The 15,416-nt window shown below is 49.4% G+C and carries 19 protein-coding genes; 8 read left to right on the top strand and 11 right to left on the bottom strand.

Annotation, left to right across the window (positions count from 1 at the left end; genetic code table 11):
* Positions 1–265 precede the first annotated feature (265 nt).
* The 3 genes from L9W92_RS14325 (at position 266) to pdaA (ending at position 2,126) form a co-directional block, all read left to right on the top strand.
* Positions 266–493 (top strand): type II toxin-antitoxin system Phd/YefM family antitoxin, encoded by a 228-nt coding sequence (locus L9W92_RS14325; RefSeq protein WP_240084428.1) that lies wholly within the window; start codon positions 266–268, stop codon positions 491–493.
* Positions 477–893: a PIN domain-containing protein gene (locus L9W92_RS14320; RefSeq protein WP_240084427.1), complete on the top strand. Its 417-nt coding sequence runs from the start codon at positions 477–479 to the stop codon at positions 891–893. The genes L9W92_RS14325 and L9W92_RS14320 overlap by 17 nt, the downstream gene beginning before the upstream one ends.
* 246 nt (positions 894–1,139) lie before the next feature.
* Entirely contained in the window at positions 1,140–2,126 is a 987-nt protein-coding gene (gene pdaA, locus L9W92_RS14315) for a delta-lactam-biosynthetic de-N-acetylase (RefSeq protein WP_240084426.1), read from the top strand.
* Positions 2,127–2,210: 84 nt separating this feature from the next.
* Here pdaA and L9W92_RS14310 read toward each other — a convergent pair whose 3' ends face one another.
* Complete coding sequence (locus tag L9W92_RS14310) at positions 2,211–2,429, bottom strand: BTAD domain-containing putative transcriptional regulator (protein WP_240084425.1); 219 nt, start codon at positions 2,427–2,429, stop codon at positions 2,211–2,213.
* A gap of 160 nt (positions 2,430–2,589) precedes the next feature.
* Between L9W92_RS14310 and L9W92_RS14305 the strand changes: the two genes are divergently transcribed.
* Positions 2,590–3,396, top strand: coding sequence for a TIGR00266 family protein (locus L9W92_RS14305; RefSeq protein WP_240084424.1), 807 nt, complete (start codon positions 2,590–2,592; stop codon positions 3,394–3,396).
* On the opposite strand, the gene L9W92_RS14300 is transcribed toward L9W92_RS14305, so the two are convergent.
* Positions 3,382–4,302 (bottom strand): sensor histidine kinase, encoded by a 921-nt coding sequence (locus L9W92_RS14300; RefSeq protein WP_240084423.1) that lies wholly within the window; start codon positions 4,300–4,302, stop codon positions 3,382–3,384. The two genes, L9W92_RS14305 and L9W92_RS14300, sit on opposite strands and share 15 nt — an antisense overlap.
* 465 nt (positions 4,303–4,767) lie before the next feature.
* Positions 4,768–4,911, bottom strand: coding sequence for a winged helix-turn-helix domain-containing protein (locus tag L9W92_RS19395; protein ID WP_376741815.1), 144 nt, complete (start codon positions 4,909–4,911; stop codon positions 4,768–4,770).
* Between L9W92_RS19395 and L9W92_RS19205 the strand changes: the two genes are divergently transcribed.
* Both L9W92_RS19205 and L9W92_RS14290 read left to right on the top strand, forming a co-directional pair.
* Entirely contained in the window at positions 4,883–5,920 is a 1,038-nt protein-coding gene (locus L9W92_RS19205; protein ID WP_376741814.1) for a stalk domain-containing protein, read from the top strand. The genes L9W92_RS19395 and L9W92_RS19205 overlap by 29 nt on opposite strands.
* A gap of 1 nt (position 5,921) precedes the next feature.
* The gene (locus tag L9W92_RS14290; protein ID WP_240084422.1) at positions 5,922–6,422 is read left to right on the top strand and encodes a copper amine oxidase N-terminal domain-containing protein; all 501 of its coding nucleotides are present in this window, start codon (positions 5,922–5,924) and stop codon (positions 6,420–6,422) included.
* Between the two features lie 123 nt (positions 6,423–6,545).
* Here L9W92_RS14290 and L9W92_RS14285 read toward each other — a convergent pair whose 3' ends face one another.
* A complete protein-coding gene (locus L9W92_RS14285) occupies positions 6,546–8,558 on the bottom strand; it encodes a glycoside hydrolase family 15 protein (RefSeq protein ID WP_240084421.1) in 2,013 nt (670 codons plus the stop codon).
* 46 nt (positions 8,559–8,604) lie between these two features.
* Positions 8,605–9,630, bottom strand: a complete 1,026-nt coding sequence (locus L9W92_RS14280; RefSeq protein ID WP_240084420.1) for a glucosidase family protein — start codon at positions 9,628–9,630, stop codon at positions 8,605–8,607.
* A gap of 166 nt (positions 9,631–9,796) precedes the next feature.
* Here L9W92_RS14280 and L9W92_RS14275 point away from each other — a divergent pair, with 166 nt between their 5' ends.
* Both L9W92_RS14275 and L9W92_RS14270 read left to right on the top strand, forming a co-directional pair.
* On the top strand, positions 9,797–9,988 hold the full coding sequence (locus L9W92_RS14275; RefSeq protein WP_240084419.1) for a hypothetical protein: 192 nt from the start codon (positions 9,797–9,799) through the stop codon (positions 9,986–9,988).
* A 167-nt stretch (positions 9,989–10,155) separates the two neighbouring features.
* Positions 10,156–10,464, top strand: a complete 309-nt coding sequence (locus L9W92_RS14270; RefSeq protein WP_240084418.1) for a hypothetical protein — start codon at positions 10,156–10,158, stop codon at positions 10,462–10,464.
* A 31-nt stretch (positions 10,465–10,495) separates the two neighbouring features.
* On the opposite strand, the gene L9W92_RS14265 is transcribed toward L9W92_RS14270, so the two are convergent.
* From L9W92_RS14265 to cbiQ, 6 genes are all read right to left on the bottom strand, one after another.
* Complete coding sequence (locus L9W92_RS14265) at positions 10,496–10,753, bottom strand: hypothetical protein (RefSeq protein WP_240084417.1); 258 nt, start codon at positions 10,751–10,753, stop codon at positions 10,496–10,498.
* Entirely contained in the window at positions 10,740–11,042 is a 303-nt protein-coding gene (locus L9W92_RS14260) for a hypothetical protein (protein ID WP_240084416.1), read from the bottom strand. Before L9W92_RS14260 ends, L9W92_RS14265 begins: the two co-directional genes overlap by 14 nt.
* Before the next feature lie 11 nt (positions 11,043–11,053).
* The gene (locus L9W92_RS14255) at positions 11,054–11,251 is read right to left on the bottom strand and encodes a hypothetical protein (protein ID WP_240084415.1); all 198 of its coding nucleotides are present in this window, start codon (positions 11,249–11,251) and stop codon (positions 11,054–11,056) included.
* A gap of 2 nt (positions 11,252–11,253) precedes the next feature.
* Positions 11,254–13,611 (bottom strand): dynamin family protein, encoded by a 2,358-nt coding sequence (locus L9W92_RS14250; RefSeq protein WP_240084414.1) that lies wholly within the window; start codon positions 13,609–13,611, stop codon positions 11,254–11,256.
* 200 nt (positions 13,612–13,811) lie between these two features.
* Complete coding sequence (locus L9W92_RS14245) at positions 13,812–14,573, bottom strand: energy-coupling factor ABC transporter ATP-binding protein (protein ID WP_240084413.1); 762 nt, start codon at positions 14,571–14,573, stop codon at positions 13,812–13,814.
* Positions 14,570–15,382, bottom strand: coding sequence for a cobalt ECF transporter T component CbiQ (gene cbiQ / locus L9W92_RS14240; RefSeq protein ID WP_240084412.1), 813 nt, complete (start codon positions 15,380–15,382; stop codon positions 14,570–14,572). The genes L9W92_RS14245 and cbiQ overlap by 4 nt, the downstream gene beginning before the upstream one ends.
* Positions 15,383–15,416 lie beyond the last annotated feature (34 nt).

Raw genomic sequence — 15,416 nt, 5'->3', positions numbered from 1 at the left:
CTTTGCCATGCCCATTTTTAGGAATGTCGTGAAAAGGACAGTCTTTTTAGCCTGGCATGCCAGAATTTCCAGTTGCTTTATTCCAGATTTAATGATTCCTCCCATCTAATGCCGAGAGCCTATTTAATTAACCGGGAGGTCAAAGTTACCGGTTTAGCCGATAATATTAATACAATCGAACGTTTTTTAATGACTTTATCGTACGATTTTAGTATAATGACATTTAAGATATTAATACTATATTTCGTACAAGGGGGGTTATCCCATGTTAATCACTGCCACTGAGTTTAAAAATAATATCGGGAAGTATCTGGCGCTCGCATCCAAGGAGGATATTTATATTACCAAAAACGGAAAGAGCGTTGCAAAGCTAACCAATGCCAATCAGGATAAAGTGCAGATAGCTAAATCGCTGTTTGGCATCCTGCCTGCCGGTGCTTCCTTGAAACGGGCGAGAGAGGAGCGTCTGAGCCGTCGTGAACGTGCTGATTGATACCAACGTTATACTGGACGCCATGGTTTCACGCGCTCCTTTCAACGAATCGGCAGAAAAGCTGTTTCTTTTAGCCGCCGAAGATAAGATCACGGCATTCATTACCGCCAACAGCGTGACCGACATTTATTATCTGCTGCACAAGCATTTACATGACAACACACAATGCAGGCAGGCTTTGCTAAAGATCTTCACGATTTTCAAAATATTAGATGTTACCGGTTCCGACTGCGAGAAGGCTTTGGAACTGCTAACAATGCCTGATTATGAAGATGCTTTGCTTGCCACCTGTGCTAAAAGGGGAAAAGTCGATTGCATTATTACCCGAAACCTGAAGGATTTTTCCGTTTCGCCTGTTAATGCGCTATCACCTGATGATTTTCTTAAAAAATACTTGTAATATAACCGCCCGGTCAATGAATTGGTATTATAAGAACGAGAGAGCTTGTATCTATGAAGCTCTCTCTTGTCTACTTTTTACTTTTTTATAGATAATTTTTCTTTCCTGGAGTGGGACGCCTTATTCGAAGGAAACTGTCAATTCATGTCGAATTTATATAAATTAAGAAGCTGCTTAACGGACGGATAATAAAATAATAATCCGTCAATCATAGTAATATCTCAAGCAAACTTGGAGGGTTGGGCGATGACACTACTGGCGAAAGATTATCAGAAGAAACGGATTCTCCTGGTTGTTTTTGTTTTATTTTTATTGGGATCAGGTTGTGCTTTGAAGGAACGTGTTTTCACAGGCCAGCAAAGCGGCGCTGCCGGAGTACCCCCATCTGAAGTCCAGGCCGAACAGGTTTTGCCTGAAAGTGAAACCGAAAACGAAAACGAAACTCAAGCGGCGGTACCCGATATAAATGAAGCAAACACAGGTTCTTCAGAAACATCCTCGTCACCGCCAGAACCGTTGGCCATAACCAACAGCCAGTTGTCCAACACCAAATATGGTTGGGGTCTGGTGCGGAATAACAAGCATCTCCAGCCGGAAATGCCTGCGTCAATAAGCGAAAGGCTTAGCCGGTACGGCGCGTATTGGATTGGCGACCCGGCGGAAAAAGTGGTTTACTTGACCTTTGACAACGGTTATGAGAACGGCTATACCGCTAAAATTTTGGACGCGCTCAAAGCCAATGAGGTCAAGGCGGCCTTTTTTGTCACCGGGCACTATCTCAACGACCAGCCCGAATTAATAAAACGCATGGTGAACGAGGGGCATATTGTATGCAATCACACTGACACCCATCCCAGCTTGCCTGACGTGTCTGATGAGCAAATTATTAAGGAAATTCAAATAGTAGAGCAGGATTTCGAAAAAATAACCGGCAAAAAAGGAATGAAATACCTGCGTCCACCCCAGGGTGAGTACAGCGAGCGCACCCTGGCCGTGACCAAAGAATTAGGCTATCATAATATTTTTTGGAGCATGGCGATGAAAGACTGGGTGCCGATGCCGGGCGGTTCGCAGGAGGCTTACCAGTCAGTGATGGACAACCTGCACAACGGCGCGTTAATCCTGCTGCACGCGGTTTCCAAGGATAATGCCGATGCGATGGACCGTATGTTAAAAGATATAAAAGCCCAGGGTTATACGTTTAAGACCTTGGATGACCTGGTTAATCGTTAATTCAAAAGTGGCAATCCCTTTGCAAAACCGTAAAACGCTGAAAACGGGTGTGACGCTGGTTGGAAGTAAGAGCGCCACACCCGTTTAACTATATTGGATTTTCTTATACATGTCGTTTATTTCCGCAGCCGGCGTTATGCCATATTCTTTCGAGAGGACCGCGACCAGTTCCTTGCACAGGGACAAGGCCTGCTGTTTTTGTCCACTCTGCCACAGCAGTTCTATGGCTTCTTCAATTATTTTTTCCTTGAGATGTTGACGCCTTTCTATAATCAGAAACCTGGCTAAATTTTCAGCCTTCAATGTTGAACAGCTTGGCTGTGCCGCCGGGTTGTTCAACATGGTCTATCGCAGTGAACTGGGGATATGAGTAGTAAAATAAGTAGCAAATAGCGTATAATTAATTTACAAAAATTCTGCTGATGTTTGATAAAATTAATATAAAAAAGCTGGAGGAACGAGAATGAAAAAAGCGCATGAAATTGATTTCACTGTTTACGGCGATGATATGCAGTTTGTTGAGATCGGCCTGGATAGCGGAGAAAGTGTGGTGGCCGAGGCGGGAGCCATGATGTACATGGACGGCAGTATTGAGATGGACTCCATATTCGGGGACGGTTCGGGAAAAGACAGCGGAAAAGGTGTTATGGGAATGCTGATGGGCGCCGGCAAAAGAGTTCTTACCGGGGAGAGTCTCTTTATGACGGTGTTTACCAACCGGGCCCGCGATAGAAAAGTGGTGGCTTTTGCCGCGCCCTATCCTGGAAAGATAATTCCGTTTGATTTAAGCGAGTACGGGCAACAAATGATCTGCCAGAGGGATGCTTTCTTATGCGCGGCTAAAGGAATTGCTATTGAGATAGCCTTTCAGAAAAAAATCGGGGCCGGTCTTTTTGGCGGAGAAGGCTTCATTATGCAGAGACTGGAAGGGGACGGCCTGAGTTTTATGCACGCGGGCGGTACTATAATAAAAAAGGACTTGGCCCGGGGAGAAATGCTGAAGATTGATACCGGCTGCCTGGTAGCGATGACGGCAACGGTAGACTATGACGTGGAATTTGTCGGAAATATTAAAAGCGCGATTTTTGGCGGAGAAGGGCTGTTTTTCGCCACATTAAAGGGCCCGGGCACCGTATGGCTGCAATCTCTTCCATTTTCCAGATTAGCCGACAGGATGATTGCCGCAGGGAAAAAAAGGGGCGGGAAAAACAAGGAAGAAGGCAGCCTCATTGGGAATATCGGGCTTGGAGGCCTGTTAGGGAGAGATTAAACGTTGGGCGAAGCAAAAGGTGCTTCCCTGGTTTAGAACACTTTCAGCCCAAATCCGGCCGTTATGGTACTCGATAATTTCCTTTGAAATAGCCAGGCCTAGGCCGGTGCCACCCGTCTTTTCCGCGGTAGCAGCTCCTTTATAATAGCGATTGAATATATAAGGCAGTTCTTTCGGAGAAATACCTGTACCAGTGTCCGTTACTTTGACCAGCGCTTCAAAACAGCCGGCGCCTGTCCCGGTTCTGGCGCGGGATGCCCGCCCGCCGTCAACTTGAACAATTTTGTAACCGACGGAAACTGTCCTGCCCTGGGGCGTGTGCTTAACCGCGTTGTAGATCAGGTTGGCAAAGACTCGTTCAATTTGGTCCGGATCAACCTCCACAGTGGGCATGGTTTCAGAGGAATCCGGTTCCCGGGGGGCAGGACTGTTTAAGTTGAATCTAAGACCCGCATTCAGTACGTCCACTCTGTATTTATCGAACAATTGCAAGATGAGGTCGTTAACCGCCACCTGCTCCAGATTGAATTTCACGCGGCGTGATTCCAGCTGGGCCAAATCGAACAGATCTTGAATCAGCCGGTAGCGGTAGATCAGGTCCTGGGCGTTTTCCGCCAGTAGCTGCAGGCGGGTCTCGCTTTCGGTCAGGCTGTTTTTGATTTGCTGGTAATAAACGAGGAGAATGCCTATGGCCAAAAGAAATGCCATGGCGCCGGCAATCAGGTAACCCCAGGGGGCGAACCACTCCACATTCCTTAACAGGGGATAGTTGCCAAAGTGTAATCCCGTCAAGACAAAACTCCATCCGGTAATACGCTGTCCTGTGACTTCTATGTTCCCGGCCTTAAGGAAAGCCAAGCCGGTCCAGAAATAGATAGCCACTACCAACGGTATGATTGGAGCCATAGCCTGGATAAAAGAGGCCTGGGAAAAACTGACAGTGCGACCCAACCGGCAGTGAGCCAAACCCAGATAAAAAAAAGTTTAGGCATCCTTTTCCCAGTAAAATTAATGGTTCCCCAACTGAGAAAGTAGGCCCCGATAATGCAGCCTAACTGGTTGAAGATATGAAAAAATAATGTTTCATGCCCCTGAAAAATAGCCAGGTCAAAGGATAGTTTCAACACCCAGCCGTAACAGCCGACCCCCCACATAATTAAAAAGGGCTTGCGGTCATGGGCATAGAGATATGAAAAGACCAAGGCCATAATTATTTGAATAACTATTTGGGCTGATATGGTAGGTACATACCAGGTTATAGCATTCTCCAACATACTTCCTTCTTCTGGTCAATGTTTGTTATCCTGTCGGCCCGGAATCAACTGAGCCCTGGTCGGGCGCCCCATTGAATTTAGCCCAATCCCTTAACTGTCAGGATATATCGGGGGCGGGAAGGATCCGGTTCGATCTTTTACGCAGGTTACTGATATGCACCGGAACCATTCTTAAGTCAACAGGACTACTCTCATTCCATACCAGCCGGTAGATCTGTTCGGCATTAAATATCCGGGCCATCGTGGAGGCCATGGGCGGGACCATGGGATGGACTGCTTCCGAGAGTAAGGTCACGATAGGTTACCAGGGAACCAGCATCGACCTGTGGATAGGGCAGAACACAGCCCGGGTCAACGGGCAGGAGAAGGCCCTGGACGTGGCCCCGTTTGTCTCGGCAACAGGCCGCACCATGCTGCCGCTGCGCTTTGTCACCGAGAGCCTTGGTTCCCAGGTGCAGTGGGACGGAGCCACCCAGAGTATAACAATCACCTCCGGCGGCATCACACAAAAACCGGTAACCGGCACGCCACCGGAAAAAGGGCTGATCGCCCACTACAAGTTTGACGGTGACTTCAGGGACTCCTCGGGCAACGGCAACGACGGCAAGCTAAATGGAGACGTGGGATTTGCCGATGGAGTATTTGGTCAATGCGCCCAGTTCAAGGGAGGGTTTTTGCAGGTAGCCGACAACTCTGAACTGGACCTCACCGGGCCCTATACCATCTCTGCCTGGATCCGGATCGCGCCCGGTTCCGACAGCACGATCATATCAAAATTGGCTGATAACGGTATGGATAGCACGTATTTCGCCAACGCCTATGATTATGATTCTGATATAAGCGCCAGTGATTCTACCCTGCAGATGTGGATGTCTTACGATTATGACAACAGTCACTACACGGAAGCGTCGGTTGAGGTCGAGGGGCAGGACGCGGTCAACAAATGGGTCCACGCGGCCTTTACCAACGACGGCGGCAAAATCAACCTGTACGTTGACGGTGTGCCGCTGGGGACCGCGCAGGTGCCTGAAGACAATTATGTTACATCCGACAGCAATGTGCTGATAGGCGGGATAATCCAGAGCGGAGCGAGCAGTTATTTCCAAGGCAAAATGGACGACCTGCGCATTTACAATTACGCGCTCGACAGTGACCAGATCAAGGCGCTGGGAACCGGTACCGCCGGAGCCTCCAGCATAGTCCTGCAGGTGGACAATCCGTTGATGACCGTGGACGGCGGCCGAGAATAAGGTGACCATCAGCTGCCAGGGCACTTCGGTGGAGCTGTGGATTGGGAATGAAGAGGCCAAAATCAACGGCCAGAAAAAGATCCTGGAGGTTGTGCCGTTTGTTTCGGAAACAGGCCGCACCATGCTGCCCCTGCGCTTCGTGATTGAGAACCTGGGGGCGCAGGTGGCGTGGGACGGGACCGACAAGCGGATCACCATTACCTACGGTGAGGGAGATGGCGACCAGGTGGCGGACTTCTCGGGCACCTGGCTGCTCAACAACGGCTGTTTAATGGAACTCACCCAGAGCGGCAGCCAGGTCAGCGGCACCTATGACCAGGGCTCCTGGATGGTCAGCGGTACGGTGACCGGGAACGTGCTGGAAGGCCAGTTTTATTCAGACACTGAGGGATACCGCTTTGTCGTGACCATGTCGAACGACGGGAAGAGCTTCGACGGCCTTGAATATTACAGCGATACGCCGTGGGAGCTTCACGGGGAAGAAGTAACGGGGAGCAATTAAAGGGGCATTCCCGTTTGGCAGCGTCAAACGGCCTCCGGCTTAAACACCCCGGAGGCCTTGATTTTCCTGGAGCTGATAGTGAGGATTTGAACCCGTGACCGGCGCATTGCGCGAGGGCAGGTGTTATGTTTTGGCGATAGATATTATGCTCAGCCTGTCCTCCAGGGCGAGCCGGGCCAGTACGAGCATCGCGTGCGACCAGTTCAGGGGCATCACCCAGGCCGGGCCGCCGCGGTTTTTGTCGGCCTGTTCCGGCAGGAGCAGGTGGCGGTTTGCCTGTTCCAGGCACCAGCGGTACAATGTTTTAGCCCGGTGGCGGTCGCCGCGCATACAGTAATAAATAGCGAGCCAGAAGGTGGTGACCAGCCAGGGATTGCCGCCTCTGTAGCTGTCGCCCTCATAACGGCGCAGGCCGCCGACATCGCGATTCCAGAGCCGTTCTTCAATAGCTCTGACAGTGGCCTGCATTTTTTCGTCTTTCGCGTCCAGCACGCCGAATGGAAAAGCCAGGCCCAGCAGGGCCGCGTCCAGCCGTTCATCCTCGCCTACCCAATATGTCGGGTAGAGACCCGCCGGATCGGTTTGCGTATAGCTGAATTTGCCTTCATGAGCCGCGTGATGGTAGCTATCCTGGCAAACCCTCCTGTTGATGCCGCGTATGAAACTATGATGTCTATCCGACCACTGGTGCTTCAATATTCCTTCTTTTACTGCTGCAGCGGCCATGTGCCAACGCCGCGCTGTCTCCCGCTCTCCTTTAATTATGGCGATTTCACTTGCCGCCTTCAGGCCTCCGTATACCGCCGCCGCGGAGTAAGTGCCCTGGCTGTGTTCGTCTTCCCAGAGGTCGAAACTGGGGGACGGCAGACCGTTGGCCTCCAGGTTTTCCGCGAGATAATCGGCGCCCGCCGCCAGGGAGGACCAGGTCTGTTCCAGGAAATGATTATCCCGGGTAAGACTGTAGTGGTGTCCGTAACCCCACAATACAGAGCCGGCCTGGTCTATTTGCTTTCCCCAGGTGGGGGCGGCTAAGCCGTCGGTAAAATACCTCTGCTGCCAGTCTCCTGCTTTTTCCTGCACCGCGCCGGCAAATTTGTAAAAATGCGCCGCGATATCATGATAACCGGCCTCGTCAAAAGCCGCCGCGATGAATACGGAATCACGCGGCCAGCAGTAGCCGTACCCGCCGCACAGCAAATAATATGGATCAAATTCCGGCGCGGCGATTGAAGCGCCGGTTTCCTTATTTGACATCAGCTTCATTGCCAGAAGAGATCTGCCATAGGCTGCTTCACTGCCCGCGTTTTCACCGGCCGCCCGCGTTCCCTTCCTGAGCCAGCCGCGCCAGTATTGCTTTGTTTGCTCAAGCAGTTCAAGACCATCCTGCGAGGCGGCCCCGGCGAGCAATGTGATCACTTTGTCCCTGTCGGCGCCCGCGGCCAGGTATAGTGTAAAATTTTTTGACTCGCCCGGCGGCAGATCACCCATATCCCAATCCAAGCTGGCGGCGCTTTGCCGGATATTGTCGCTGCCTCCTCGCAGCGCCCCTCTTGAAGCATTCTGGAAAGGATCGGAATGCGTGCAGCGCCTGCCGCACTGATAACCGCTCAGGGGGTAGCCGGACCCGGCGACGGCCAGGTATATATTTCTCCGGAAGAAGATGAGAGAATGATTGCAAAAATCAAGGTAGGCGCCGTCGTAATGAGTCGACTCATCAAGATCAAAAGCGCAATAAACCAGAAAAGTCAGTTTTTCTTCTCTTTCCCCGTGGTTTGTCAGGGTGTAGTGCCGCACCAGGATGTCCCTGTCGGGGAGAACGAAGTCCTGCTGGACAACTTTAAAATAATGCGTCCGGCTGCACATTTCGGTTTCTAATATATTGGTGTTTTCCAGGTAGCGTTGAGACGACTGCCATATATTTAAATGAAACCATTTGGTAAAACTTTGTCCCTCCGGTAAAAACAATTTAATCCCCGGCCAAAAGTGTCCCAGGTGTTGGCCATAGTCAATTTGAGGCCAGAAAAGTCTGAATATCTCACCGTTTTCTCTTAGAGACGCCAGCATTTTGGAGTTTCCGACGATTGCTTCAGGCATTTCCGGCTGGGTCTTTAGACTGGATATTTTTTTCACCGCCATATAAATATTGTAGTTTTTATATTATGCCTGTTAGTGAAGCTTATTATTATAAAGGACCCGGCCGGAAGACGGTTTGTGCGTGAAAGCCGGTTCCTCTGAGCTGAATTAGCTTTGCGCAGGTCATAATGAAAAAAGCCGACTCGCCGCAATACCAGTACCCCGATTTTGGTTCAATATAAGATTCAACGCCCTGCAGGACTTTCTCGAGTGCGCGCTCGTGATCGCCGTGCAGGCAGGTGTAGTAGCCAAGGATCATCCACGGGAAGTCCGGAGGCTTGATATTGACCCAGTCCGGTTGGTTGTTGTTAAAAGTTTTATAAAGGTGGACGGCGCGCTCTGAGTCCGGCTTGATTAGCCCGTATACCACCGGAAATATCTGGCAGGCGGCGTCGGGGTAGAATTTCTTTAAATCAACCTTATTTTTAAATAGGCCGATTTTGCTGGCATGGTAACACCTGCCGGACGAATTCCAGAGAGATCTTTCTATACCCGAGGCGATGGCATCGGCTTTAGCCCGGTAGCGCCCGCTGTCCTGATCACCCAAATAATAAAGGAGATCTGCGAAATCTTTCAGCCCCCGGTAAGTTTCACAGTTGTCCATCAGATATTTTACCCGGTAGCCAGCCAGGGCAAAGGTGAGCCCATCCCGATCCATCAGGTTAATAATGACCCCGGCCACTTTTTTTAATAAAGGCAGATTTTGCCTGAGCCATCCCGTTTGCCCGGTTCTGTAGTGATAGGCGCAGACAAGAGACAGGTAGGTCCCGGCGTATGAATCTTCCGAATCCGGCCAGGTAGTTTTGCTGTTTAAATTATCGTCATAATGGTAATCCAGCATAGTTCCGTTTTTTTCAAGGTGGCGCAAGTACCAATGCAAATAACGCTCGACGAGGGGATGGGAGGAAGGGTCTTCCAACATGGCCATAGCCGCGAAATTGGAAAAGTACGGCATAACCCAGCCTTGATCGGGGTACTTCTTGATGGCGCCGTCGGCGTCGCTGCCCGGATTAAGAATCTGACAGCTTTTCAGCCAGTTGAACTGGGCGTTCAGATGATTTACGATGTGTTGCATAGGGGCACTCCTTTCACTGCCGCTGCCGGCATTCTTATACCTAAAATTAGTAACATTGCTTTTTTTAACACTTTGAAAGGGATTTTAACATTATTGCTGAATAGAAATATGATGACTTCGTAAAGTAATAGTATTGGTTATAAAATATTCAATCAGCGGACGAATCTTGCGGAAAAAGGAAATATTTTTTATTGTTGCCGCCAGCGGGTTAGCTCCGGTAAAAAACAACCTGGAACCGACTTTCCAGGATGTCGAGCAAAAACATTGGGCTTACTCTTTTGCTGAAGCGGCCGGAGTTGTCGGGGGGAGACCCTTTGCCGTGGGGCATCCTTGGTTACGCGGCGACAGTAATGGATGACCTGCCGCGTGCGGGTGTCTTTCCTCAATCCTGCAGGTCATCATACATTACCGGTGGAAGGAATTACCCGTGGTCTACATGCGAGAGCGCTTTCTACGCCCTGGCTTGTGAAGCCGCCCGGGTAAAAATCAAGAAGGCCTCAGATAATAAAGAAAAGGAGATGCCGCATGAACAGTTATTCCCGTTTGCTGTTGATATTGTTTGCCCTGGCTTTTCTCTGCATTCAGGTGGTAAGTTATATGACCAATATAAGCAGGCACGAAGAGAAGATGGTTAAGCTTGATAACTTGGCGCTTCAAGTTGACAAGGGCAATTTTTTTGATTTGAAAATGGATCCACAGGTAGAGCTGAGAAAAGAAAAAGTTGTGTTTAGAAACGAAACAATCGGTTTCATCCTCAAAGTGCTGGTTATTTCCGGGGCCACGTTTTTTGTCTCTGTAGTGATCAGGAGACGCAGAAGACCGGGAGAAGAGTGAGCTGCCCCGCGCCGGCGGCTGCCGCGATTAGTTATCTGAAAAAAATAATGACCTGAATGACGGCTAATACAGCCACACCCAATAAAGATATCGATACCGCCAGTTTTGTCCTGCTTAAAGCGGACGTCAGCGCCGACAAGGTTTCTTCCAGAAAAGAAATCCTTTCATTTACCCGTTCAATCTCGCCATGCAAGAAAGAGGTGTTCTCCTCGGCGGGAAGGATTATTCTGGTCTTAATAGTATCGGCCAGGGAATCTATCAATGCGGCTTGTTTATTATTCTCTGTCATCTTGGGTTTCCCTGCCTGCCAGGCTTATTGCGTCCCTGAAAGACGATAAAATGACTAACGGCACTTGCTGGATCCGGGCGTCCAACTCCGCTATTTTTTCCTTCAACTCAGTCATTTCCAATTGCTCTTGGGTCATTAATTCCTTTAATTGACTGGATATTTTGTAGTTTTCTTCCAGTACCGGCTGGACCATTTTGGTTTTAAAGCCTGTGAAGATGTCCGCTAACATTTGCCCGATTAGCTCGTCACTTGTTTTGTCACTCTTCAATCCCTCGATTTTTAAATCCATGTTTCTCCTCCTTAATCAAATTTATTAATGGCGTTTTTTAACAGCGCCAGTATTCTCATAGTTTCCTCGTGGCTGTGCCTGTCCATAGCCGCTTTGAAGCCGGCCTCAAATTCGCGGAGCAAATTTTTTTTAATTTCCCCACCGGTACGCCCGCTTACCTCACTGATGATCTTGCGCAACCGCTCGTCCAGTAATCTGGCATTTTCCATTTTTACAACCTCCCGAGGCTATATATGGTGTTTCTAATATTTTTTATCTCCCTGCGGAACTCCCGCAGTACTTCCAGTGCCTGCCTCAGCTTTTGTTTCTTTGCGCCTGGCCTGTGACCGGTTTGAACGATAGTAAGCAACTCAGTGTTGATTCTTTGAGAAACACCGTCAAGCATAGTGTAGAGTTCGTTTAATAGGCTTCTGTAGAAATCCCTGCCGCGGAAGCGCATGATTCCTTCTTCGAGGTTTCTGAGCAAAACTTCCATGCCATGGTCTTTTCCAGCGAGACCCCGCAGGGCGGAAATCAGGAATATTTTCGGATGCCGTATGGCCTGGGAGTTTTGCACGGGCGCGCTGAGAGTTTTCCGGACAAAGTTGGCTACCGCTTCCTGCTGGTGCGGGGTAAGCGCGTCGGCGAAATTAATTACAAAGTAAATTTTTTCGAATTCTTTTTCCGGCATCTGCTGCTTAAAGCTCGCGGGTATTTGCGGCAAGAATACCGTTTCTAAATTTTTTTTATCCATATCGTTCAAGATATGCCGGGCGTTTAGAAAAACGAGGTAAGCGTCGCATTGCCGGATGTTGTCGGATATTTCGTCGAAATAATGCTTTTGAATGGAATCAAGCCCCGGCGTATCCACAAAATCGGCCAGTTTGAGGTATTCGGACGGGTGGCGGATATCTATCCCGGCGACCCGAAAAGCGTTTTCCGCTCCGGTTAATTCTTTGAATTCATTGAAAACGGCCGGATTCGCCAGATCAAACTCAGGCTCGCCCGCGTGCTGGAAAGTCAAACGAACTTTTTGAAGTATCTTTTTGCGGAAGAGCCCTTTTACCGGGACCGGTTTATAAACGGCGGGCGCCGGCAGTTTTCCGGCGGACCCGGCAAAAGCGCCGGCGGCGTAATATTCCCTGACCTGGTTGATTAATGAGGTAATTTCCTGGCTGTCTACCTGTTTGAAGCGACCTTCCGTGCATGCTTCCAGGTAAGCCAGGCCAAGCGCCTTGTTCTTCAAATAATTCTCCAGTATGTCCAGTATGTCGGCGCAAAGATGGCTTTGGTCCCCGATCTTTTCATGTATTGGCAGGGTTATTTGCAGCGGCAGCCGCACCGTGGCTGTTTTATTTCTACCGTGCGAAATGCGGGTAATTGACAAAGTTGTCGGACTATTGCCGGTGGGCAATATTTCTTCTTTCAGCAAAGCGTTGAAAAATGTGGACTTGCCTGTGGAAAAGCCCCCGGCGGCCACTACCGTGAAACGTTCCGCTTCAATTTTCGCGGCCAGTTTGCTTAATTTAGGGCGCTCCAGCCAGCCCGCCAACTTTTTTTCATGCATTAAGGAATTGATTAATGCCAGAATGAGTTTCCTGCCTTCTTGAAAACCTCCGGCGTATGGCCGGTAATGGTGTCCGCCGGCCTTGTTTTCCGTCTTGTTCAAATTGGAAGAGTTAATCGCGCATAACAGCCCTTCGGTTTCTCTGACAATTAACGGCATGGAATGCATAGCGTGGTAAGCGTTGAAGAGCTTTTTCGCCGTTTCCCGCACAGCCCAGAATTCGGACAGGAAGAGCGCCTCGTCAGTTATTCCCGCGATTCTTTTTAATCTCGCGGGAATTTCACCGTCCACCTTTTGAAGATTTTTAGCCAGGTTGTCAAAATAGTATTTGGCCAATTCCGCTTCCAGATAGAGGCGCATGGCCTGCATGTTCTCACGGTCTAATAGGTTTATCGCGTTCAGCTTGACCTGGCTGAAAAAAATTTTTCTCAAAGCCGCCCTTGTTGTTTCGAGGGACGTACCGTCGCAATTTCCCAGATTACAGTTAAGCCAAAAAGATATGTCATTTAATTTTTTATTCTTCCAGACAGACGCGAACTTATTAAGAAACAGACGGTTAAAGTTTTCAATGCCACGCTGGTGAAAGAGATAAATTATTTTTGCGGATTCATTTGCGGCTTGCTCCACCATGCGGATTGAATCATGAGAAAAAGAATCTATCCCGGGCGTGTCAATGAGGCGGCATTTTTTAAGAATAGACGCGGGGATCTCAATATTTACCCGGCCGCCCCGGGGCTGACGGTCTGCTAAAAAAGAAGCGAGCGCGTGGCGGTCGGTAAATGCACATTTGTCCCTGGCGCCGGTGTATTTTGCTGAAAAAGAGTCCCCGTAGTCAAAGTACAAAAGGCAGCTTGTGGTGGGAACGGCCCCGACCGGGCTAATTTCTTCCCCGAGCAGGTTGTTCAGCAAAGTGGATTTGCCCGAGTTGAAAGAACCGACGACGGCTATGGCCGGCTTTATATTTCGTCCGGTCAGGTCGTATAATTCTTCCGACTTGGCGATAAAACGGTTCAGCTCGTTCATGAGGAAGTCCCCCGCCAGTAATATTTCAGGAGTCAGGAGTCAGAAGTCAGGAGTCAGGAGTCAGAATGAGAGAATGGTTATCGTCCCGAAGTATTCTGAATAAAACTACTGAATTCTGAACCTGTAGCAACTATTCTTTTAATGTATATTAAATAGAGCTGAATTTATGACCTTTACCGGAGATTATTGGATTATTGGAGTCAGCGGCGGGGCGGGGAGCCACAGACGGGGCAATTTTGAAGGGTCAGCGGGATTTCCAGTCCGCATTGCTCCATCAAGGCGGCGTCGGCAAGTGTTTTTAACGGCGAGTTGTCTGAAGCAATCCGGCCTTCCTTGATTACAATTGTTCTGTCGCATATTTCAAGCACCAGGTCCAGGTCGTGAGTGGCGATAAGCTTGGTATGCGTAAAGCCCTTCAGGAGATTGAGCAATCTCCGCCTTGATTTGGGGTCGAGGGCGGCTGTCGGCTCGTCGATTACCAGGATGTCGGGGTCCATGGATAAAACAGCGGCAATAGCCGCGGCACGTTTTTCCCCCCCGGACAGTTTGTAGGGAGCCCTGTCCTTGAGATGCTCGATCCCCACGGTTTCTAACGCCCGCATCACCCTTTTTTCAACCTCCGGTTCCGTCAAGCGGTAATTACGCGGTCCGAATGCCACATCGTCATATACTGTCGTCATAAAAAGCTGGTCATCCGGGTTTTGGAAAGCAAGTCCGATTCTTTGCCGGATTACCGGCAGGGTTTTTTTGGTGACCGGGATTTCACTGACACGGATTTCTCCTTTCGTCGGCAGCAGAATTCCCACAAGAAGCATCAGCAGCGTCGATTTGCCGGCGCCGTTGGCGCCTACAATACCTACTGATTCACCGTGGCGGATGCGGCATGAAACTCCGTTGACCGCTGGTTTGCCGTCGGGGTATGTATAATATAATTCATTGAAATCAATAATATGGTGACTCATTTTCCCACTCCTGTCAAAATTGAACCGATAAACAAAGGAATATTGTAATGCCTGGCGGCCGCAAAGAAAGCCACCCAGGAGGCTAGATACAAAAAATCCTTCAATAATAATTGTTTTGCGCTTCCGGTGTTGTATTCTCCGTTAAAGCCTCTCAGGACCATGGCCTGGTAAACCCTTTGCGCTCTGTCGTAAGTCCGCATCAGCATTTGTCCTAACAGCGGACCCCATACTTGATGGCTGATTCCCTTTTGACGCGGCGCGCGCAGCGTATAAGAATTCCATATATTGGCGGCCTCCTCCAGCAGGACCGAAATAAAGCGATAGGTCAGCATAAGCTGCATCACAAATATGCGTGGAACAAAAAGCATTCTAAGCGCGAATGAAATCCTCTCCATGCCTGTTGTCGCCACCAGCAGCAGTGCGGACAGCACTGTCAGTACGCACTTTAAAAGCAGTGAAATAAAAGAAATCCAGCCTCCTGAAATCGGCAGGCCAAAAATTACGGCTATAGTCTCCCGGTCGAAAACGGGGTTGAACACTCCTATGCCGATAACGAGCGGCATAACCGCCAGTGTCCTCTTCAGCAGCGGGAGAAGGGGAATTTCCGCTGAAAACAGAATAACGACAGGATAAAATACAAGGGGCAGCAGCTTGCTGACATCATATTTTCCATAAGAAACCACAACAGTAACATAGGCGATGGTGACAAGCAGCTTTGACAGGGGATGCAAATCATGCACCGGTGTTCTTTTATCCGCCGTTTCATCCAGAAAACGCATTTTGTATATTGAGTCTGTAATGTTGGACATGTCTCAACGAATCCCCAAAACAAAATTACGGCGG

Source organism: Pelotomaculum terephthalicicum JT (assembly GCF_022410535.1).
GTDB classification, from domain to species: Bacteria; Bacillota; Desulfotomaculia; order Desulfotomaculales; family Pelotomaculaceae; genus Pelotomaculum_D; species Pelotomaculum_D terephthalicicum.
Note: the sequence above shows the minus strand (reverse complement) of the source record. Positions and strands in the feature narration are given on the sequence as shown.

Coding starts and splice junctions, on each gene's coding strand:
- L9W92_RS14325 (WP_240084428.1), top strand. CDS start 266: ATGTTAATCACTGCCACTGAGTTTAAAAATAATATCGGGAAGTATCTG.
- pdaA (WP_240084426.1), top strand. CDS start 1,140: ATGACACTACTGGCGAAAGATTATCAGAAGAAACGGATTCTCCTGGTT.
- L9W92_RS14305 (WP_240084424.1), top strand. CDS start 2,590: ATGAAAAAAGCGCATGAAATTGATTTCACTGTTTACGGCGATGATATG.
- L9W92_RS14300 (WP_240084423.1), bottom strand. CDS start 4,302: ATGGCTCCAATCATACCGTTGGTAGTGGCTATCTATTTCTGGACCGGC.
- L9W92_RS19395 (WP_376741815.1), bottom strand. CDS start 4,911: ATGGCCCGGATATTTAATGCCGAACAGATCTACCGGCTGGTATGGAAT.
- L9W92_RS14285 (WP_240084421.1), bottom strand. CDS start 8,558: ATGGCGGTGAAAAAAATATCCAGTCTAAAGACCCAGCCGGAAATGCCT.
- L9W92_RS14280 (WP_240084420.1), bottom strand. CDS start 9,630: ATGCAACACATCGTAAATCATCTGAACGCCCAGTTCAACTGGCTGAAA.
- L9W92_RS14270 (WP_240084418.1), top strand. CDS start 10,156: ATGAACAGTTATTCCCGTTTGCTGTTGATATTGTTTGCCCTGGCTTTT.
- L9W92_RS14265 (WP_240084417.1), bottom strand. CDS start 10,753: ATGACAGAGAATAATAAACAAGCCGCATTGATAGATTCCCTGGCCGAT.
- L9W92_RS14260 (WP_240084416.1), bottom strand. CDS start 11,042: ATGGATTTAAAAATCGAGGGATTGAAGAGTGACAAAACAAGTGACGAG.
- L9W92_RS14255 (WP_240084415.1), bottom strand. CDS start 11,251: ATGGAAAATGCCAGATTACTGGACGAGCGGTTGCGCAAGATCATCAGT.
- L9W92_RS14250 (WP_240084414.1), bottom strand. CDS start 13,611: ATGAACGAGCTGAACCGTTTTATCGCCAAGTCGGAAGAATTATACGAC.
- L9W92_RS14245 (WP_240084413.1), bottom strand. CDS start 14,573: ATGAGTCACCATATTATTGATTTCAATGAATTATATTATACATACCCC.
- cbiQ (WP_240084412.1), bottom strand. CDS start 15,382: ATGTCCAACATTACAGACTCAATATACAAAATGCGTTTTCTGGATGAA.